General features: G+C 63.1%; 15 protein-coding genes and 1 pseudogene. 10 read left to right on the top strand and 6 right to left on the bottom strand.

Translation table 11 applies throughout. From position 1 onward, the window contains the following. Positions 1-23: 23 nt before the first annotated feature. Positions 24-1397, top strand: a pseudogene (locus AB7M33_RS09490) (phosphomannomutase/phosphoglucomutase); the annotation flags it as partial. A gap of 30 nt (positions 1398-1427) precedes the next feature. Then, complete coding sequence (argB, locus tag AB7M33_RS09485) at positions 1428-2333, top strand: acetylglutamate kinase (RefSeq protein ID WP_027592158.1); 906 nt, start codon at positions 1428-1430, stop codon at positions 2331-2333. Between the two features lie 180 nt (positions 2334-2513). Here argB and pyrE read toward each other — a convergent pair whose 3' ends face one another. Beyond that, positions 2514-3155 carry an orotate phosphoribosyltransferase gene (gene pyrE / locus AB7M33_RS09480; protein ID WP_008091580.1) on the bottom strand — a complete coding sequence of 214 codons (642 nt, stop codon included), beginning with the start codon at positions 3153-3155 and terminating at the stop codon, positions 2514-2516. A gap of 80 nt (positions 3156-3235) precedes the next feature. Between pyrE and AB7M33_RS09475 the strand changes: the two genes are divergently transcribed. Next, on the top strand, positions 3236-4015 hold the full coding sequence (locus AB7M33_RS09475; RefSeq protein ID WP_003253401.1) for an exodeoxyribonuclease III: 780 nt from the start codon (positions 3236-3238) through the stop codon (positions 4013-4015). Positions 4016-4076: 61 nt separating this feature from the next. Here AB7M33_RS09475 and rph read toward each other — a convergent pair whose 3' ends face one another. Next, complete coding sequence (rph, locus tag AB7M33_RS09470) at positions 4077-4799, bottom strand: ribonuclease PH (protein WP_027592157.1); 723 nt, start codon at positions 4797-4799, stop codon at positions 4077-4079. A 225-nt stretch (positions 4800-5024) separates the two neighbouring features. Here rph and AB7M33_RS09465 point away from each other — a divergent pair, with 225 nt between their 5' ends. Next, entirely contained in the window at positions 5025-5888 is an 864-nt protein-coding gene (locus AB7M33_RS09465) for a YicC/YloC family endoribonuclease (protein WP_085272162.1), read from the top strand. A gap of 13 nt (positions 5889-5901) precedes the next feature. After that, positions 5902-6522, top strand: a complete 621-nt coding sequence (gene gmk / locus AB7M33_RS09460; protein ID WP_454242759.1) for a guanylate kinase — start codon at positions 5902-5904, stop codon at positions 6520-6522. 113 nt (positions 6523-6635) lie between these two features. On the opposite strand, the gene AB7M33_RS09455 is transcribed toward gmk, so the two are convergent. The 3 genes from AB7M33_RS09455 to AB7M33_RS09445 form a co-directional block, all read right to left on the bottom strand. Beyond that, positions 6636-8177, bottom strand: coding sequence for an APC family permease (locus tag AB7M33_RS09455; RefSeq protein ID WP_027592154.1), 1542 nt, complete (start codon positions 8175-8177; stop codon positions 6636-6638). A 113-nt stretch (positions 8178-8290) separates the two neighbouring features. Next, positions 8291-9064: a gamma-glutamyl-gamma-aminobutyrate hydrolase family protein gene (locus tag AB7M33_RS09450; protein ID WP_099430802.1), complete on the bottom strand. Its 774-nt coding sequence runs from the start codon at positions 9062-9064 to the stop codon at positions 8291-8293. Positions 9065-9068: 4 nt separating this feature from the next. Beyond that, positions 9069-10412: a glutamine synthetase family protein gene (locus AB7M33_RS09445; protein WP_371097094.1), complete on the bottom strand. Its 1344-nt coding sequence runs from the start codon at positions 10410-10412 to the stop codon at positions 9069-9071. A gap of 244 nt (positions 10413-10656) precedes the next feature. On the opposite strand from AB7M33_RS09445, the gene AB7M33_RS09440 reads away from it, so the two are divergent. The 5 genes from AB7M33_RS09440 (at position 10657) to AB7M33_RS09420 (ending at position 15325) form a co-directional block, all read left to right on the top strand. Then, positions 10657-11529, top strand: a complete 873-nt coding sequence (locus AB7M33_RS09440; RefSeq protein ID WP_027592151.1) for a LysR family transcriptional regulator — start codon at positions 10657-10659, stop codon at positions 11527-11529. Between the two features lie 179 nt (positions 11530-11708). Next, entirely contained in the window at positions 11709-11972 is a 264-nt protein-coding gene (rpoZ, locus tag AB7M33_RS09435) for a DNA-directed RNA polymerase subunit omega (RefSeq protein ID WP_012312123.1), read from the top strand. A gap of 59 nt (positions 11973-12031) precedes the next feature. Further along, entirely contained in the window at positions 12032-14140 is a 2109-nt protein-coding gene (gene spoT, locus AB7M33_RS09430; RefSeq protein WP_027592150.1) for a bifunctional GTP diphosphokinase/guanosine-3',5'-bis pyrophosphate 3'-pyrophosphohydrolase, read from the top strand. A gap of 23 nt (positions 14141-14163) precedes the next feature. After that, complete coding sequence (locus AB7M33_RS09425; protein ID WP_027592149.1) at positions 14164-14544, top strand: RidA family protein; 381 nt, start codon at positions 14164-14166, stop codon at positions 14542-14544. 55 nt (positions 14545-14599) lie between these two features. Continuing rightward, entirely contained in the window at positions 14600-15325 is a 726-nt protein-coding gene (locus AB7M33_RS09420) for a hypothetical protein (protein ID WP_454242758.1), read from the top strand. Between the two features lie 130 nt (positions 15326-15455). Here AB7M33_RS09420 and AB7M33_RS09415 read toward each other — a convergent pair whose 3' ends face one another. Then, complete coding sequence (locus AB7M33_RS09415) at positions 15456-16313, bottom strand: NAD-dependent epimerase/dehydratase family protein (RefSeq protein ID WP_454242757.1); 858 nt, start codon at positions 16311-16313, stop codon at positions 15456-15458. Between the last annotated feature and the right edge of the window lie 52 nt (positions 16314-16365).

The raw sequence follows: 16365 nt of genomic DNA, 5'->3' as shown, positions 1-16365 counted from the left end.
TGAACGAAATGGCCCACCTGGTCCCCGCACTGCCGGACAGCATTTTCCGCGCTTATGACATTCGCGGCGTGGTCGGCAAGACCCTCCATGCCGAAACCGCCTACTGGATCGGCCGCGCCATCGGCGCGCAGACCCTCGCCCAAGGCGAGCCCAAGATTTCCGTTGGCCGCGATGGCCGCTTGTCCGGCCCAATGCTGGTGGAACAGCTGATCAAAGGCCTGGCCGACGCTGGCTGCCAGGTCAGCGATGTCGGCCTGGTGCCGACCCCCGCGCTGTACTACGCCGCCAACGTGCTGGCCGGCACATCGGGCGTGATGCTCACCGGCAGCCACAACCCGTCGGACTACAACGGCTTCAAGATTGTCATCGCAGGCGACACCCTGGCCAACGAACAGATCCAGGCCCTGCAGACCCGCCTGAAAACCAACGACCTGAGCCGTGGCGAAGGCAGCGTGGAAAAGGTCGAAATCCTCGAGCGCTATTACCAGCAAATCGTCGGCGACGTGAAGCTGGCGAAAAAGCTCAAGGTGGTGGTGGACTGCGGCAACGGCGCTGCCGGCGTCATCGCCCCGCAGCTGATCGAAGCCCTGGGCTGCGACGTTATCCCGCTGTTCTGCGAGGTGGACGGTAACTTCCCTAACCACCACCCAGACCCAGGCAAGCCGGAAAACCTTGCGGACCTGATCGCCAAGGTCAAGGAAACCGGGGCCGACATCGGCCTGGCGTTCGACGGTGACGGCGACCGCGTAGGCGTGGTGACCAACACCGGCACCATCGTCTACCCCGACCGCCTGCTGATGCTGTTTGCCCAGGACGTGCTGTCGCGCAACCCGGGCGCCGAGATCATCTTCGACGTCAAATGCACCCGTCGCCTGACCCCGCTGATCGAACAGCATGGCGGCCGCGCGCTGATGTGGAAGACCGGCCACTCGCTGATCAAGAAGAAGATGAAACAGACCGGTTCGTTGCTGGCCGGCGAGATGAGCGGGCACATCTTCATCAAGGAACGCTGGTACGGTTTCGACGATGGCATCTACAGTGCCGCACGCCTGCTGGAGATCCTCAGCAAGGCCGGGCAAGACGCCGAAAGCCTGTTCGCAGCGTTCCCGAACGATATTTCCACGCCGGAAATCAATATTGATGTGACCGACGAGGGTAAATTCAGCATCATTGATGCACTGCAACGCGACGCCGACTGGGGCGCGGCCAACCTGACCACCATCGACGGTGTGCGGGTCGACTACGCCCACGGCTGGGGCCTGGTACGCGCCTCCAACACCACGCCGGTGCTGGTGCTGCGCTTCGAGGCCGACAACGACGCCGAATTGCAACGTATCAAGGATGTTTTCCGCGCCCAGTTGCTGCGGGTTGCCCCTGAGCTGCAACTGCCGTTCTGACCGACTATCTGTTCCTTACAGGAGCCCTGCATGACCCTCGATCGCGATGCCGCTTCCCATGTAGCCGAAGTTTTGTCCGAAGCACTGCCTTACATCCGCCGCTTTGTCGGCAAGACACTGGTGATCAAGTACGGCGGCAACGCGATGGAGAGCGAGGAGCTCAAAACCGGCTTCGCCCGTGACATCGTGCTGATGAAGGCTGTGGGCATCAACCCGGTGGTGGTCCACGGTGGTGGCCCACAGATCGGTGACCTGCTCAAGCGCCTGTCGATCGAAAGCCACTTCATCGACGGCATGCGCGTGACCGACTCGGCCACCATGGACGTGGTCGAGATGGTGTTGGGCGGCCAGGTCAACAAGGACATCGTCAACCTGATCAACCGCCACGGCGGCAGCGCCATCGGCCTGACCGGCAAGGACGCGGAGCTGATCCGCGCCAAGAAGCTGACCGTCAGCCGCCAGACGCCAGAGATGACCACCCCGGAAATCATCGACATCGGCCACGTCGGCGAAGTCGTGAGCGTGAACACCGACCTGCTGAACATGCTGGTCAAGGGTGACTTCATCCCGGTGATCGCGCCGATCGGCGTGGGCGCCAACGGTGAGTCGTACAACATCAACGCCGACCTGGTGGCGGGCAAGGTTGCCGAGGCACTGAAAGCCGAGAAGCTGATGCTACTGACCAACATCGCCGGCCTGATGGACAAGCAGGGCCAGGTGCTGACCGGCCTGACCACTGAGCAGGTCAACGAACTGATCGCCGACGGCACCATCTACGGCGGCATGCTGCCGAAGATCAAGTGCGCACTGGATGCGGTGCAGGGCGGCGTGAACAGCTCGCACATCATCGACGGCCGCGTGCCGAACGCGGTACTGCTGGAGATCTTCACCGACAGCGGCGTGGGTACCCTGATCACCAACCGCAAGCCGCGCTGAGTGATTGCTTAGTCTGTCCCGGCCTCTTCGCGGGTGAACCCGCTCCCACAGGTACATCGCCAGACTTGAAGTTGGCGCAGAGCCTGTGGGAGCGGGTTTACCCGCGAAGAGGCCAGGACAGGCGACACAAAAAAAGGCGACCTTCATCCAAAGGTCGCCTTTTTTATTACCGAGCCGGAATCAGATCCCGTACTGCGCCCGATACGCCTCAACAGCAGGCAGATGCTGCTTGAGCTGCGGATCATCGGCCAGGAACTCCAGCACCTGGGTCAGCGAAACGATGCTGACCACCGGAATACCGAAGTCACGCTCCACTTCCTGGATCGCCGACAGCTCGCCATTGCCGCGCTCTTCGCGGTTAAGCGCGATCAGCACGCCAGCGGCCTTGGCCTGCTGGGCATTGATGATCTGCATGACTTCACGGATGGCCGTGCCGGCCGTGATCACGTCGTCGATGATCAATACGTCACCCGCCAAAGGCGCGCCAACCAGGCTGCCGCCTTCGCCGTGATCCTTGGCTTCTTTACGGTTGAAGCACCATGGCACGTCGAGCTGATGCTGATCGGCCAGGGCCACGGCGGTGGTCGCCGCCAGGGGGATACCCTTGTAGGCTGGGCCAAACAGCACGTCGAACGGGATCTTGCTGTCGACGATGGCCGCCGCGTAGCAACGGCCCAACTGCGCCAGTGCAGAACCTGTGTTGAACAGGCCGGCATTGAAGAAGTACGGGCTGGTACGCCCCGATTTCAGGGTGAATTCGCCGAAGCGCAGAACGCCGCGGTCGATGGCAAAACGAATGAAGTCGCGCTGATACGGCTGCATGGAAAGTCCCGGACACCACGGATTTAGCTAAATGAGTTGAGCTCGGGTATCATACACGCACGAGATTTTTGGGGCCATTTATGCGGATCATCAGTGTGAACGTAAATGGCATTCAGGCTGCGGCCGAGCGTGGTTTGCTCAGCTGGCTGCAAGCCCAGAATGCCGACGTCATCTGCCTTCAGGATACCCGCGCCTCGGCCTTTGAACTCGACGACCCAGCTTTCCAGCTCGATGGCTATTTCCTTTATGCCTGCGACGCGGAGGTGCCCGCCCAAGGTGGCGTAGCCCTTTACTCGCGCATGCAGCCCAAGGCAGTCATCACCGGCCTGGGCTTCGAGACAGCCGACCGTTACGGGCGTTACCTGCAAGCAGATTTCGACAAAGTCAGTATTGCCAGCCTGCTGCTGCCTTCGGGCATGAACGGCGACGAAGACTTGAACCAGAAATTCAAGTTGATGGACGACTTCGCCAAGTACCTGGACAAACAGCGGCGCAAGCGTCGCGAGTACATCTATTGCGGCTCGTTCTACGTGGCGCAGCAGAAGCTCGACATCAAAAACTGGCGCGACAGCCAGCAATCGCCTGGCTTCCTGGCACCGGAGCGTGCCTGGATGGACGCGATCACGGGCGAGATGGGCTACGTGGATGCCCTGCGTGAAGTCAGCCGTGAAGGCGACCAGTACAGCTGGTGGCCGGACAACGAACAGGCCGAGATGCTCAACCTGGGCTACCGGTTCGACTACCAGATCCTCACCCCAGGCCTGCGCCGCTTCGTGCGTAACGCCCGCCTGCCGCGTCAGCCGCGCTTCTCGCAGCATGCGCCGCTGATTGTGGACTATGACTGGACGTTGACCATCTGAGTTGTATTCAGATACGAAAAAGCCGACATCAATGTCGGCTTTTTCGTATCTACAGAAACAGTCAGTCGGCCAGGGCGGCCTGCTGCAGTTCGAAGATCTCGTTCATGCCCTTCTGCGCCACGGCGAGCATGGCGTTCAGGTCTTCAGGCTGGAACGGCGCGCCCTCGGCGGTGCCCTGTACCTCGATGAAACCACCGGCGCTGGTCATGACCACGTTCAGGTCGGTCTCGGCGGCGGAGTCTTCCAGGTAGTCCAGGTCCAGCACGGCCTCGCCTTGGTACATGCCCACGGAAACCGCGGCGATCATGTGCTTGAGCGGGTTGCCGGCCTTGAGGCCGCCACGCTTCTTGATCACGGCCAGGGCATCGCACAGGGCGACCATGGCACCGGTGATCGACGCGGTGCGGGTGCCACCGTCGGCCTGAATCACATCGCAGTCGATGTACAGGGTGATGTCACCGAGCTTGCTCATGTCCAGCGCGGCGCGCAGCGAGCGGCCGATCAGGCGCTGGATTTCGAGGGTGCGGCCGCCCTGCTTGCCACGGCTGGCTTCGCGCTGGTTACGCTCGCCGGTGGAGCGCGGCAGCATGCCGTATTCGGCTGTCAGCCAGCCTTGGCCCTGGCCTTTGAGGAAGCGGGGCACACCATTCTCCACGCTGACCGTGCAGATGACCTTGGTGTCACCGAACTCGACCAGTACCGACCCTTCGGCGTGCTTGGTGTAGTTGCGGGTGATGCGGATCGAGCGGAGCTGATCGGCGGCGCGACCACTTGGACGTTTCATCTGGGATACCTGTACTGGGACTTGAATCTGCCGAGCATTATAGAGCTCGCAGCTGCGGGAGGACACGCCTATTGTCGCGCCCCTGACAGCCTGTCGCCTTTTCCCACTGCGCATTTCGCCCTCTGTAACATGGCTGGATTGGGCGCCGAGGCCCCACTGCGCTACAATCCTGCGCCTTGCAGCCGAGAGGCTTCCCTGTTCATTCATCTACGCGAGGTACTCCCCATGGTGCACAGCATGACCGCTTTTGCTCGTGTCGAGCGCGCCGGCAGCCAAGGCACCCTGGTCTGGGAGCTGCGCTCGGTCAACCACCGCTACCTCGAGCCGCACCTGCGCCTGCCCGAGGCCCTGCGCGACCTCGAAGGCGCGGTACGCGAAGGCCTGCGCCAGGGGCTGTCGCGCGGCAAGGTGGAATGCACCTTGCGCCTCAACGAAGACAGCACCGGCAAGCCACTGAAAGTGGACCGTGAGCGCGCCGCACAGCTGGTCGCCGCCGCCGAAGAGGTGGCTGGCCTGATCAAGCAGCCGGCCCCGCTGAACCCCCTGGAAGTGCTGTCGTGGCCGGGCGTGCTGGTTGCCGACGCCAGCGACCCGCAGGCGCTGAACGCCGAGGCCGTGGCGCTGTTCGACGACGCGCTGGCCGAGCTCAAGGCCGGGCGCCTGCGTGAAGGCCAGGAGCTGGCTCGGCTGATCAACGAACGCCTGGACAACATGACCACCGAGGTCACCACCCTGCGCGCCCTGGTGCCGCAGATGCTGGCGGCCCAGCGGCAGAAAATTCTCGACCGCTTCGGCGACATGCAGGCTGAGCTCGACCCACAACGCCTGGAGCAGGAGATGGTGCTGCTGGCGCAAAAGAGCGACGTCGCCGAAGAGCTCGACCGCCTCGCCACCCACGTCACCGAAGTGCGCCGCGTGCTCAAGTCGGGCGGCGCGGCCGGCCGGCGCCTGGACTTCCTGATGCAGGAACTCAACCGCGAAGCCAATACCCTCGGCTCCAAGGCATTCGACCCGCGTAGCACGCAAGCGGCGGTCAACCTGAAGGTATTGATCGAACAGATGCGTGAACAAGTACAGAACATCGAGTAAGGCCACCCCGACCATGAATCACAGCAGCGGCACCCTCTACATCGTTTCGGCCCCTTCGGGTGCCGGCAAGACCAGCCTGGTAACGGCCCTGACCCAGGACGACAAGCAAATCCGCGTCTCGGTCTCGCACACCACCCGCGCCATGCGCCCGGGTGAGCAGCACGGGGTGAACTACCACTTCGTCGTGCACGAAGAATTCAAGGCACTGATCGAGCAAGGCGACTTCCTCGAGCATGCCGAAGTATTCGGCAACTTCTACGGCACCTCGCGCAGCGCGCTGCAGCAGACCCTCGACCAGGGCTTCGACCTGATCCTGGAAATCGACTGGCAAGGTGCCCAGCAGGTGCGCAAGCTGATGCCCGAGGCACTCTCGGTGTTCATCCTGCCACCCAGCCAGGAAGCGCTGCGTCAGCGCCTGGATGGGCGTGGGCAGGACAGTGAGGAGATCATCGCCGGGCGCATGAAAGAAGCGGTCAGCGAGATGGTGCATTACGACGAGTACGACTACCTGATCATCAATGATGACTTCGGCGTCGCGCTGGAAGACTTGAAGGCGGTGTTCCGCTCGAATCGCCTGCAGTTGAAGAAGCAACAGCAGCGCCACGGTGGGCTGCTGAAAGAACTGCTGTCCTGAGAGACCGGGCGGGGCTGCTTTGCAGCCCATTCGCAGCGCAAGGCTGCTCCTACAAAGGCAAGGATGTAGGAGCAGCCTTGTGCTGCGAATGGGGCGCAAAGCGCCCCTCTGCATTATTCCGCCAGCGGCAGGGTCGCCTGCTGACGCAGGGTCGCCCCCAGGAAGTACGCCGGCGCCCGCATCCGCGACAGCAGCATCAGCCCGATGCCAAGCACCGAAATGATCGCGGCAATCACGAACACCAGCCCCAGCCCACCCACATGCGAGCCGCTGCCGAAGTCTGGCGAAGCGCTGTCGATCGCGGTACGCGCGAAGATCACCGACAAGATGACCCCACCGACAAGCGGGCACAGGCCGCGCATGACGAAGTGGCGCACGCTGTCGAACAGGCTGTCGCGGAAGTACCAGACACAGGCAAACGCAGTCAGCGAATAGTAGAAGCAGATCATCATGCCCAGCGCGGTGATGGTGTCGGCCAGCACGTTCTCGCTCAGGGTACGCATGGTCACGTAGAACAGGCCGGCGGCCAGCCCGGCGCAGATGGTGGCATAGCGCGGGGTTTGCGAACGCGGGCAAACGCTGGCGAACTTAGGCGGTACCGCACCGTAGTAACCCATGGCCAACAGGGTGCGCGCCGGTGCCACGAAGGTCGACTGCAGCGACGCTGCGGTGCTGGCCAGCACGGCGATGGACATCAGGATCGCCAGCGGCCCCATGACCGGGCCGGCCAGGTGGGCAAAGACGTTCTCCTGGATGCGCGGGTTGTTCAGGCCCAGGCCCGTTTCGCTGATACCGGCAAACTGCAGGGTGGCGATGGCGGTGAACAAGTACAGGCCGAGGATCAACATCACGGTCCAGGTGGCGGCCTTGCCCGGCACCTCTTCGCTGCCCACCGATTCTTCGCTGACGGTCAGGCAGGTGTCCCAGCCCCAGAAGATGAAGATCGACAGTGAAAGCCCCGCGGCGAAGGCCGAGAACGACTCGACACCGAACGGGTTGAACCAGGCGAAATCGAACTCCAGCGGTGGCGGCGCAGTAGTGCCACCGAAGGCGGCGAAGGCAAAGCCGATCAGCACCAGTAACTGCAGGGCCACCAGGCCATACTGCACCGTCATGGTGGTGGCTATGCCGCGACAGCAGATCCACACCGCCAGGGCGATGAACACGCAACAGGTGCTGATGTTGATCAGCAGGTTGTCCGCCAAGGCCGCCAGGCCATGGTTGCCGGTGATCTGCCCCAGGAACAGGTAGAAGAAGTCGACCGCCACGCCTGCCAGGTTCGACAGCACGATGGTGGTGGCGACCACCAACCCCCAGCCCCCGATCCAGCCGATCATCGGGCCAAAGGCCCGCGCCGACCAGGTGAATGAGGTGCCGCTGTCCGGCTCTGCCGAGTTCAACTCGCGATAGCCAAGGGCGACCAGCAGCATCGGCAGGAAGCCGACGATGAATACCGCAGGCAGGTGGGCACCGACCTCTCGCACGGTTGGGCCAAGCGCGCCGGTCAGGGTATAGACCGGGGCGATGGTGGAAATGCCCAGCACCACGCTGGCCAACAAGCCCAGGCGGCCTTTGGCCAAGCCCTTGCTGCGCTGGGTGTTGCCCGCGTCAGCCGCCACATCGGGTGGGCGGCCGGCTTCTGTGTAATCGCTCATGAGTATGTGCCGTAAATTTTGGAATTGTTTTCGCGGGCCTTGCGTACAAGGTCCGCTTTCACTCATTGAAAGCTTGCAACAGGGGGTGCGTCATCCGAGACCTTCGGGTGACGTCAGAATGCCTTCTGGCGCGTACCCTCCCGTGCAGCATGGGCAATACAGGCCTCGCGAAACGCCTGGAAAAGGCGCCGGGAGACCGGGTTTTCGGCAAAACGCCATTCGGGGTGCCACTGCACGCCAAGCACGAAGCCCGGCGCATCTGGCATCGACACCGCTTCGATCAGGCCATCCGGGGCCCGCGCCTCGACGCGCAGCCCAGGGGCCAAGCGGTCGATGCCCTGGCTGTGCAACGAGTTGACCTCGAATTGCGCAGCCAGGCCCAGGCGCTCGAACAACCCGCCAGGCGCGATGCCAACGGGGTGACGAGGGCCGTATTGCACCTCCAGGGGTGCGTCCTCAGGTTCGCGGTGGTCAAGGTAGCCAGGCAGCTCCTGCACACGCTGGTGCAAGGTGCCGCCAAGGGCCACATTCAATTCCTGGAACCCACGGCAAATGCAAAACACCGGCACACCGGCGGCAATCGCCGCCTGCAGCAGCGGCAGGGTCAGGCGATCGCGCGCGCGATCATGCCGGGTACCCTCCGTGCTGGGGGCGCCATTGTAATGATGCGGTTCGATATTTGAAGGCGAGCCGGTAAAAAGAATGCCGTCGAGTTGGGCCAGCAGCGCGGGGGTATCACTGCCCCCGTCGCGCGCCGGCAAAATCAGCGGCAGCCCGGCAAAGCCGGCCGCCTCGACATACTTGTCGCCCACCGTGTGCGACGAGTTCTTCCCCACCTGCTGGCGGCAGGCGCTGATACCGATCAAGGGGACCGCATTTGCGCTCATGGGCTTACACCGTGTGCAGGTACCAGTTGTACTCGAGGTCGGAGATCGACACTTCAAACTCGGCCAGCTCGCTTTCCTTGCAGGCGACGAAGATATCGATGTAATCCGGGCTGATGTATTGATTGAGCACTTCGCTGTCATCCAGCGCGCGCAGGGCATCGCGCAGGTTGTTCGGCAGGCTCTGTTCCAGTTGTTCGTACGAGTTGCCTTCAATCGGCTCACCCGGCTCGACCTTGCTGGTCAGGCCGTGGTGAATACCGGCGAGAATGGCCGCGAGCATCAGGTAAGGGTTGGCGTCAGCGCCGGCCACACGGTGCTCGATGCGCACGTTCTCGCTGCTGTCGGTCGGCACGCGAACCGCGACGGTGCGGTTGTCCAGGCCCCAGCTCGGCGCGTTGGGCACATAGAACTGCGCGCCGAAACGGCGGTACGAGTTGATGTTCGGGCAGAGGAAGGCCATCGACGCCGGCATGGTCTCCAACACGCCACCGATGGCGTGGCGCAGCGCGTCGCTTTCCAGCGGGTCGCTGCTGGCGAAGATGTTCTTGCCGGTTTTCTTGTCCAGCAGCGAGATGTGCACGTGCAGCCCGTTGCCCGCCTGGCCCGGGTAGGGCTTGGCCATGAAGGTGGTGTCCATCTCATGGTCGTAGGCCACGTTCTTGATCAGGCGCTTGAGCAGGATCGCGTAGTCGCAGGCCTTCAGCGGGTCGGCAACGTGGTGCAGGTTGACCTCGAACTGCGCCGGGGCGCTTTCCTTGACGATGGCATCGGCCGGCAGGCCTTGCTCCTTGGCCGCTTCGAGCATGTCTTGCAGGCAGTCGGCGTATTCATCGAGGTCGTCGATCAGGTACACCTGGGTCGACTGTGGGCGCTTGCCCGAAATAGGCGAGCGCGGCGGTTGCGGGCGGCCGTTGAGGTTGTCCTGGTCGATCAGGTAGAACTCAAGCTCGAACGCGGCGCAGATATCCAGGCCCAGGTCGTCGAACTTGCTCACCACCTGGCGCAGCACTTCGCGCGGGTCGGCGAAGAAAGGCTGGCCTTCGATCTCGTGCATGGTCATCAGCAGCTGAGCGGTCGGGCGTTTCTGCCACGGCTCGTTGCACAGCGTGCCGGGGATCGGGTAGCAGATGCGGTCGGCATCGCCAATGTCCAGGCCCAGGCCGGTGCTTTCAACGGTCGAACCGTTGATGTCGAGGGCAAACAGTGACGCCGGCAGGTTGATGCCTTTTTCGTACACCTTGTGCAGGCTGGCCCGCTCGATGCGCTTGCCGCGTACCACGCCATTCATGTCGGAGATCAGCAGATCGACATACTGCGTATCCGGATGGGCCTGGAGGAAGTCTTTCATCTCGCTGGAAGAACTGGCGCACGGGGTGACCGACGTCATGGTGTACATCCTTTGATTTGCTGCGGCGATGTGGGGATACGGCTGGCGCCTCACGGGCGACGATGGTTGCAGCTGTTGTTTTTTTCACTTTCCCATCGTGGGGATTGGTTGCCCGACCGGGCGCATTGATTCCCAGGGGCGGTTCCACTATAAAATGGCCTCAACGCAACAGACATTGGCATTTCGGCAAGCAGAGCGTGCATCAATGCAATATCAGATTACCCACGCCGACCTCTCCCTGGTCCTGGCCCTGGAACGCGGCCGCTCGTTGGCCAAGGCTGCCGAACTGCTCAAGGTGGACGTCTCGACGGTGTTCCGCTCGATCCGTCGCCTCGAGTCGGCACTGGGCACCGCGCTGTTCGTCAAAAGCCGTAAAGGCTACCTGCCCACCGACACCGCCCAGGCCCTGGCCGAGCAGGCCGAGCGCGCCGAACAGGCCCTGGAAGCCGCGCGCATCGCCATGACCAGCGGCGAACAGGTGGTCAGCGGCACGGTGCGGCTGACGTGCACCGAGGCGGTAATGCACAGCCTGCTGCTGCCGGCATTGGCCGACTTCATGCCCAATTACCCGGCGTTGTCGCTGGAAATGGGCACCTCCAACACCTTCGCCAACCTCAGCCGGCGCGATGCCGACATCGCCCTGCGCCTGACCAATACGCCGCCCGAACACCTGGTAGGCCGCTGCCTGGGTTCGACCTCCTACGTGATCTGCGGCCAGCCGCAGTGGCGCGAACGGCTGACCGAGTCGGCCAGCAGCGTGCCGTGGATTGCCCCGGACGACTCGATGCAGGACCACCCGACCGTGGTCTGGCGCAACCAGCAATACCCTGGGTTGAGCCCACGCTACCAATGCAGCGGCATGTCGACCATTGCGCAACTGGTCAGCACCGGGCTGGGCGTGGCGGCGCTGCCCGACTACATGGTGCATGCCTTGCCTGGCGTCGATGCGCTGAGCGGCCCGCTGCCCGGTTGCGACACCCAACTGTGGCTGCTGACCCGGCCCGATTGCCGGGCGTTACGCTCGGTGCAGACATTGTTCGAGGAATTGACCCCGCGGTTGCGCGACGCGATGTTGTGAGATACAAGAGGAGGGTGTCTGTTGCGGCCCTTTCGCGGCTAAACCCGCCCCCACAGGGGCTGGCCTGATCCGCGCGTGGCAAAACAGCGCTTCCCTATTGGCTGGTGAATTTTTATACTATCGAGTCCGCCTGCCCATATTGGGCTGCACGCCCACCGCAATTGCTACTGAGGAAGACCATGGCCCGCGTAACTGTTGAAGACTGCCTGGAACACGTGGATAACCGCTTTGAGCTGGTCATGCTCTCGACCAAGCGCGCCCGTCAGCTGGCGACCGGCGGCAAAGAGCCACGCGTCGCGTGGGAAAACGACAAGCCGACCGTTGTTGCCCTGCGTGAAATCGCCGAAGGCATCGTCACCAACGAGTTCATCGCTGCTGAAGAGATCGTCACCGAGGATCCGGTCTTCGCCGCGTTCGAGGACGAGTCCAACGAGGCTGTCTGATTGATGCCAGGTCGACGTCGCGCGGCACAAGGCCCTCTTCCTCTGCAAGAGGTGAACCCATGCCGGGTATAGAAGCCTTAGCCGAACGGCTGTCGACCTACCTGGGCCCCGAACAGGTCAACCTGGTTCGGCGCGCCTATTTCTACGCCGAGCAGGCCCACGACGGGCAGCGCCGCCGCAGCGGCGAGCCCTACGTGACCCACCCGCTGGCCGTGGCCAGCATCCTCGCCGACATGCACATGGACCATCAGAGCCTGATGGCCGCCATGCTGCACGATGTGATCGAAGACACCGGCATCGCCAAGGAAGCCCTCTGCCAGCAATTTGGCGAGACGGTTGCCGAACTGGTCGATGGGGTCAGCAAGCTGACCCAGATGAACTTCGAGACCAAGGCCGAGGCGCAGGCCGAGAACTTCCAGAAAATGGCCATGGCCATGGCGCGCGATATCCGCGTGATCCTGGTCAAGCTGGCCGACCGCCTGCACAACATGCGCACGCTGGAAGTGCTGTCCGGTGAAAAACGCCGGCGCATTGCCAAGGAAACCCTCGAAATCTACGCCCCCATCGCCAACCGGCTGGGCATGCACACCGTGCGCGTCGAATTCGAAGACCTTGGCTTCAAGGCCATGCACCCAATGCGTTCGTCGCTGATTCACCGGGCGGTCAAGAGCGCCCGCGGCAACCGCAAAGAGATCGTCGCTAAAATCGAACAATCGCTGGCCAACTGCCTGGCTGCCGACGGCATCCAGGGCGAGGTCAGCGGCCGGCAGAAACACCTCTATGGCATCTACAAGAAGATGCGCGGCAAGCGCCGCGCCTTCAACGAGATCATGGACGTGTATGCCTTCCGCATCATCGTCGACAAGGTCGACACCTGCTACCGCGTGCTCGGCGCCGTGCACAACCTGTACAAGCCGCTGCCCGGTCGCTTCAAGGACTACATCGCGATCCCCAAGGCCAACGGCTACCAGTCGTTGCACACTACGCTGTTCGGCATGCACGGCGTGCCCATCGAAATCCAGATCCGCACCCGCGAGATGGAAGAGATGGCCAACAACGGCATCGCCGCCCACTGGCTGTACAAGTCCAACGACGACGAGCAGCCAAAAGGCAGCCACGCGCGGGCCCGCCAGTGGGTCAAGGGCATCCTCGAACTGCAGCAGCGCGCGGGCAACTCGCTGGAATTCATCGAGAGCGTGAAGATCGACCTGTTCCCGGACGAGGTCTATGTCTTTACGCCCAAGGGCCGGATCATGGAGCTGCCGAAAGGCTCCACGGCCGTCGACTTCGCCTATGCGGTGCACACCGACGTGGGCAACAGTTGCATCGCCTGCCGCATCAACCGCCGCCTGGCGCCCCTGTCGGAGCCCCTGCAAAGCGGTTCGACGGTAGAGATCGTCAGCGCGCCGGGCGCCCGGCCGAACCCGGCCTGGCTCAACTTCGTGGTCACCGGCAAGGCACGCACGCACATTCGCCACGCCCTCAAGCAACAGCGCCGCTCCGAGTCCATCAGCCTCGGCGAACGCCTGCTGAACAAGGTGCTGACCGGCTTCGACAGCAGCCTCGAAAAGATCCCGCAGGAGCGCATTCAGGCGATTCTCGCCGAGTACCGCCTGGAGCTTATCGAAGACCTGCTCGAAGACATCGGCCTGGGCAACCGCATGGCCTATGTGGTCGCGCGGCGCCTGCTGTCGGCCGAAGGCGAACAGCTGCCGACGCCGGAAGGCCCGCTGGCCATTCGCGGTACCGAAGGCCTGGTGCTCAGCTACGCCAAATGCTGCACGCCGATCCCCGGTGACCCGATCGTCGGCCACCTGTCGGCGGGCAAAGGCATGGTCGTGCACCTGGAGAACTGCCGCAACATCAGTGAAATTCGCCACAACCCAGAGAAGTGCGTGCAGCTCTCCTGGGCCAAGGACATCGCTGGCGAATTCAATGTCGAGCTGCGTGTCGAGCTGGAGCACCAGCGCGGCCTGATTGCGCTGCTGGCCAGCAGCGTGAATGCCGCCGACGGCAACATCGAGAAGATCAGCATGGACGAACGCGACGGCCGTATCAGCGTGGTCCAACTGGTGGTCAGCGTGCACGACCGCGTGCACCTGGCACGAGTGATCAAGAAGCTGCGTACCTTGACCGGTGTGGTCCGCATCACCCGCATGCGTACGTAGTCCGCCAACCGCAAGGAGTCATCATGAGCAAGTCCGTCATCAACAGCGACAAGGCCCCTGCCGCCATCGGTACCTACTCCCAGGCAATCAAGGCTGGCAACACCGTGTACATGTCGGGCCAGATCCCACTGGACCCCAAGACCATGGAACTGGTCGAAGGCTTCGAGGCCCAGACCGTGCAGGTCTTCGAGAACCTCAAGGCTGTGGCTGAAGCCGCGGGTGGCTCGTTCAAAGACATCGTCAAGCTGAACATCTTCCTCACCGACCTGAGCCACTTCGCCAAGGTCAACGAAGTGATGGGCCGTTACTTCGAACAGCCTTACCCAGCCCGCGCCGCCATTGGCGTTGCCGCGCTGCCAAAAGGCTCCCAGGTCGAGATGGACGCGATCCTGGTCATCGAGTGATGCCCCTGGTGACGGGCGCCCTGCCCGTCACCTTCTCTCCCCAAGGTTACCCACCATGCGTCAAGCACTGCCCCTCGCGCTGGCAGCCCTGCTTCTGAGCGGTTGCGCCAGCCATAAACCCGAAGACTTCAACGGCACCTGGATCAACCAGGACGCCATCAAAGCCGCCGTCAAAAGTGGCAGCCTGCGTCAGGCACTGAACGAACACGGCCCTGTGTTCGAGTGGAAACTCGACGTGGATCACCAACAGGCCAGCTTCAGCAATGGCTTCGAGGCGGCCGACGGCCAGTTGAGCGCCAACGAGAAGCAATGGCTGGCCAGCTTCCAGGACGGCCAGACCGAGCAGCTGGCGCTGGATGGCGACGAGCTGAAAACCACCGCGCAGTCCGGTACCGAACAAACCTTCGTGCGCGTCAAGCAACCCGGCAATGCACCGCTGGGTGGCAGCTTCGAGAAGGCGCTGTACCAGGCCTACCTGGGCGGTGAATGGAAAATCATCGACGGCCAGGGCAAAGGCACCGCCGTTCGCTTCAGCGACACCGGCAACGTCAGTGGCCTGCCTGGCCCGGACCGTTTTGCCCTGTGCCTGGCCGGCGATTGCGCGACCATGGGCGGTAGCAACGACAGCCTGTGGCTGGAGCGCAAACAGCGCGGCGCGCCGTTTATCATCAAGCGTGATGGCGACACGCTGGAGATTTTCCAGGCCGTTAACCGCGCGAAGCCGGATGAAATGCCGGTATTGGCGGCCGGTGCTCGGCAATGGGTGCTGGAGAAGGACTGAGGCCTGCCAGGATCTCTACCCGTCACGCCGGCCCTTTCGCGGGTAACCCCGCTCCCACAGCTACCCCGCTGACATCCGAATCAGCGCTCACCCTGTGGGAGCGGGTTTACCCGCGAAGAGGCCGGTAGACTCACCCCTTACCCTGCAGAATCGCCGCATACCCTTCTTTGTAACTGGGGTACTCTGGCACCCAGCCCAACGCCCGCACACGGGCATTGCTGCAGCGCTTGCTGCCCGTACGGCGCACCCGCTGCTCATCCGACCACTCGGTAACGCCCAGGTACCCACGCAACCAGCCCACCACATCGGCCAGCGGCGCCGGGTCGTCATCGACACCTATATAGCAGTCATCCAGCGCCACGCCGTCGGCATCGGCCTGCAGCAGATAAGCCAGCAAGCTTGCGGCGTCTTCGGCATGAATACGGTTGCCATACAGCGGCGGCTCTTCAGCCACACGGTAGCCCTGACGCACCTGGCTCAGTAGCCATTCACGGCCCGGCCCGTAGATGCCGGTCAAGCGCACCACGCTTGCCGGGATACCACTGGCCAGCGCCAAGCGCTCGGCGTCGAGCATGATCCGGCCAGAATACCCTTCCGGCTCGGTGGCAGCCGTCTCGTCGACCCACTCGCCGTCTTTTTGCGCAAACACGCTGCTGCTGGACACAAACAGCAAGCGACGCGGGTGCTGACCACGTTCGGCAAGCCAGGCCAGCACATGGCGCAACCCGTCGACATAGGCCGACTGATACCCCGCCTCGTCGTGCTGGCTGGCCGCCACGCAGTACACCAGGTAGTCCGGCGCTCGCTGTGGCCACGCTGGCGGGATGGTGAGTTCGGCCAGGTCGGCAGCCACCGGCACAACACCCGCTGGCAGGTGCTCGACCGCGCGGCGCAGGCCACTCACCTGCCAACCACGGCCCAGCAATTGCTGGGCCAGACGGCCGCCCACATCACCACAACCTACGACCATTGCTGAAAGGTCTGACATCTCAAAACTCCCTAGACCAGTTGATCAAACCCGCCACGCTACACGATGAGTG

It is taken from the genome of Pseudomonas sp. Y3 TE3536 (assembly GCF_053629175.1).
This window is presented reverse-complemented; position numbering and strand designations above follow the sequence as displayed.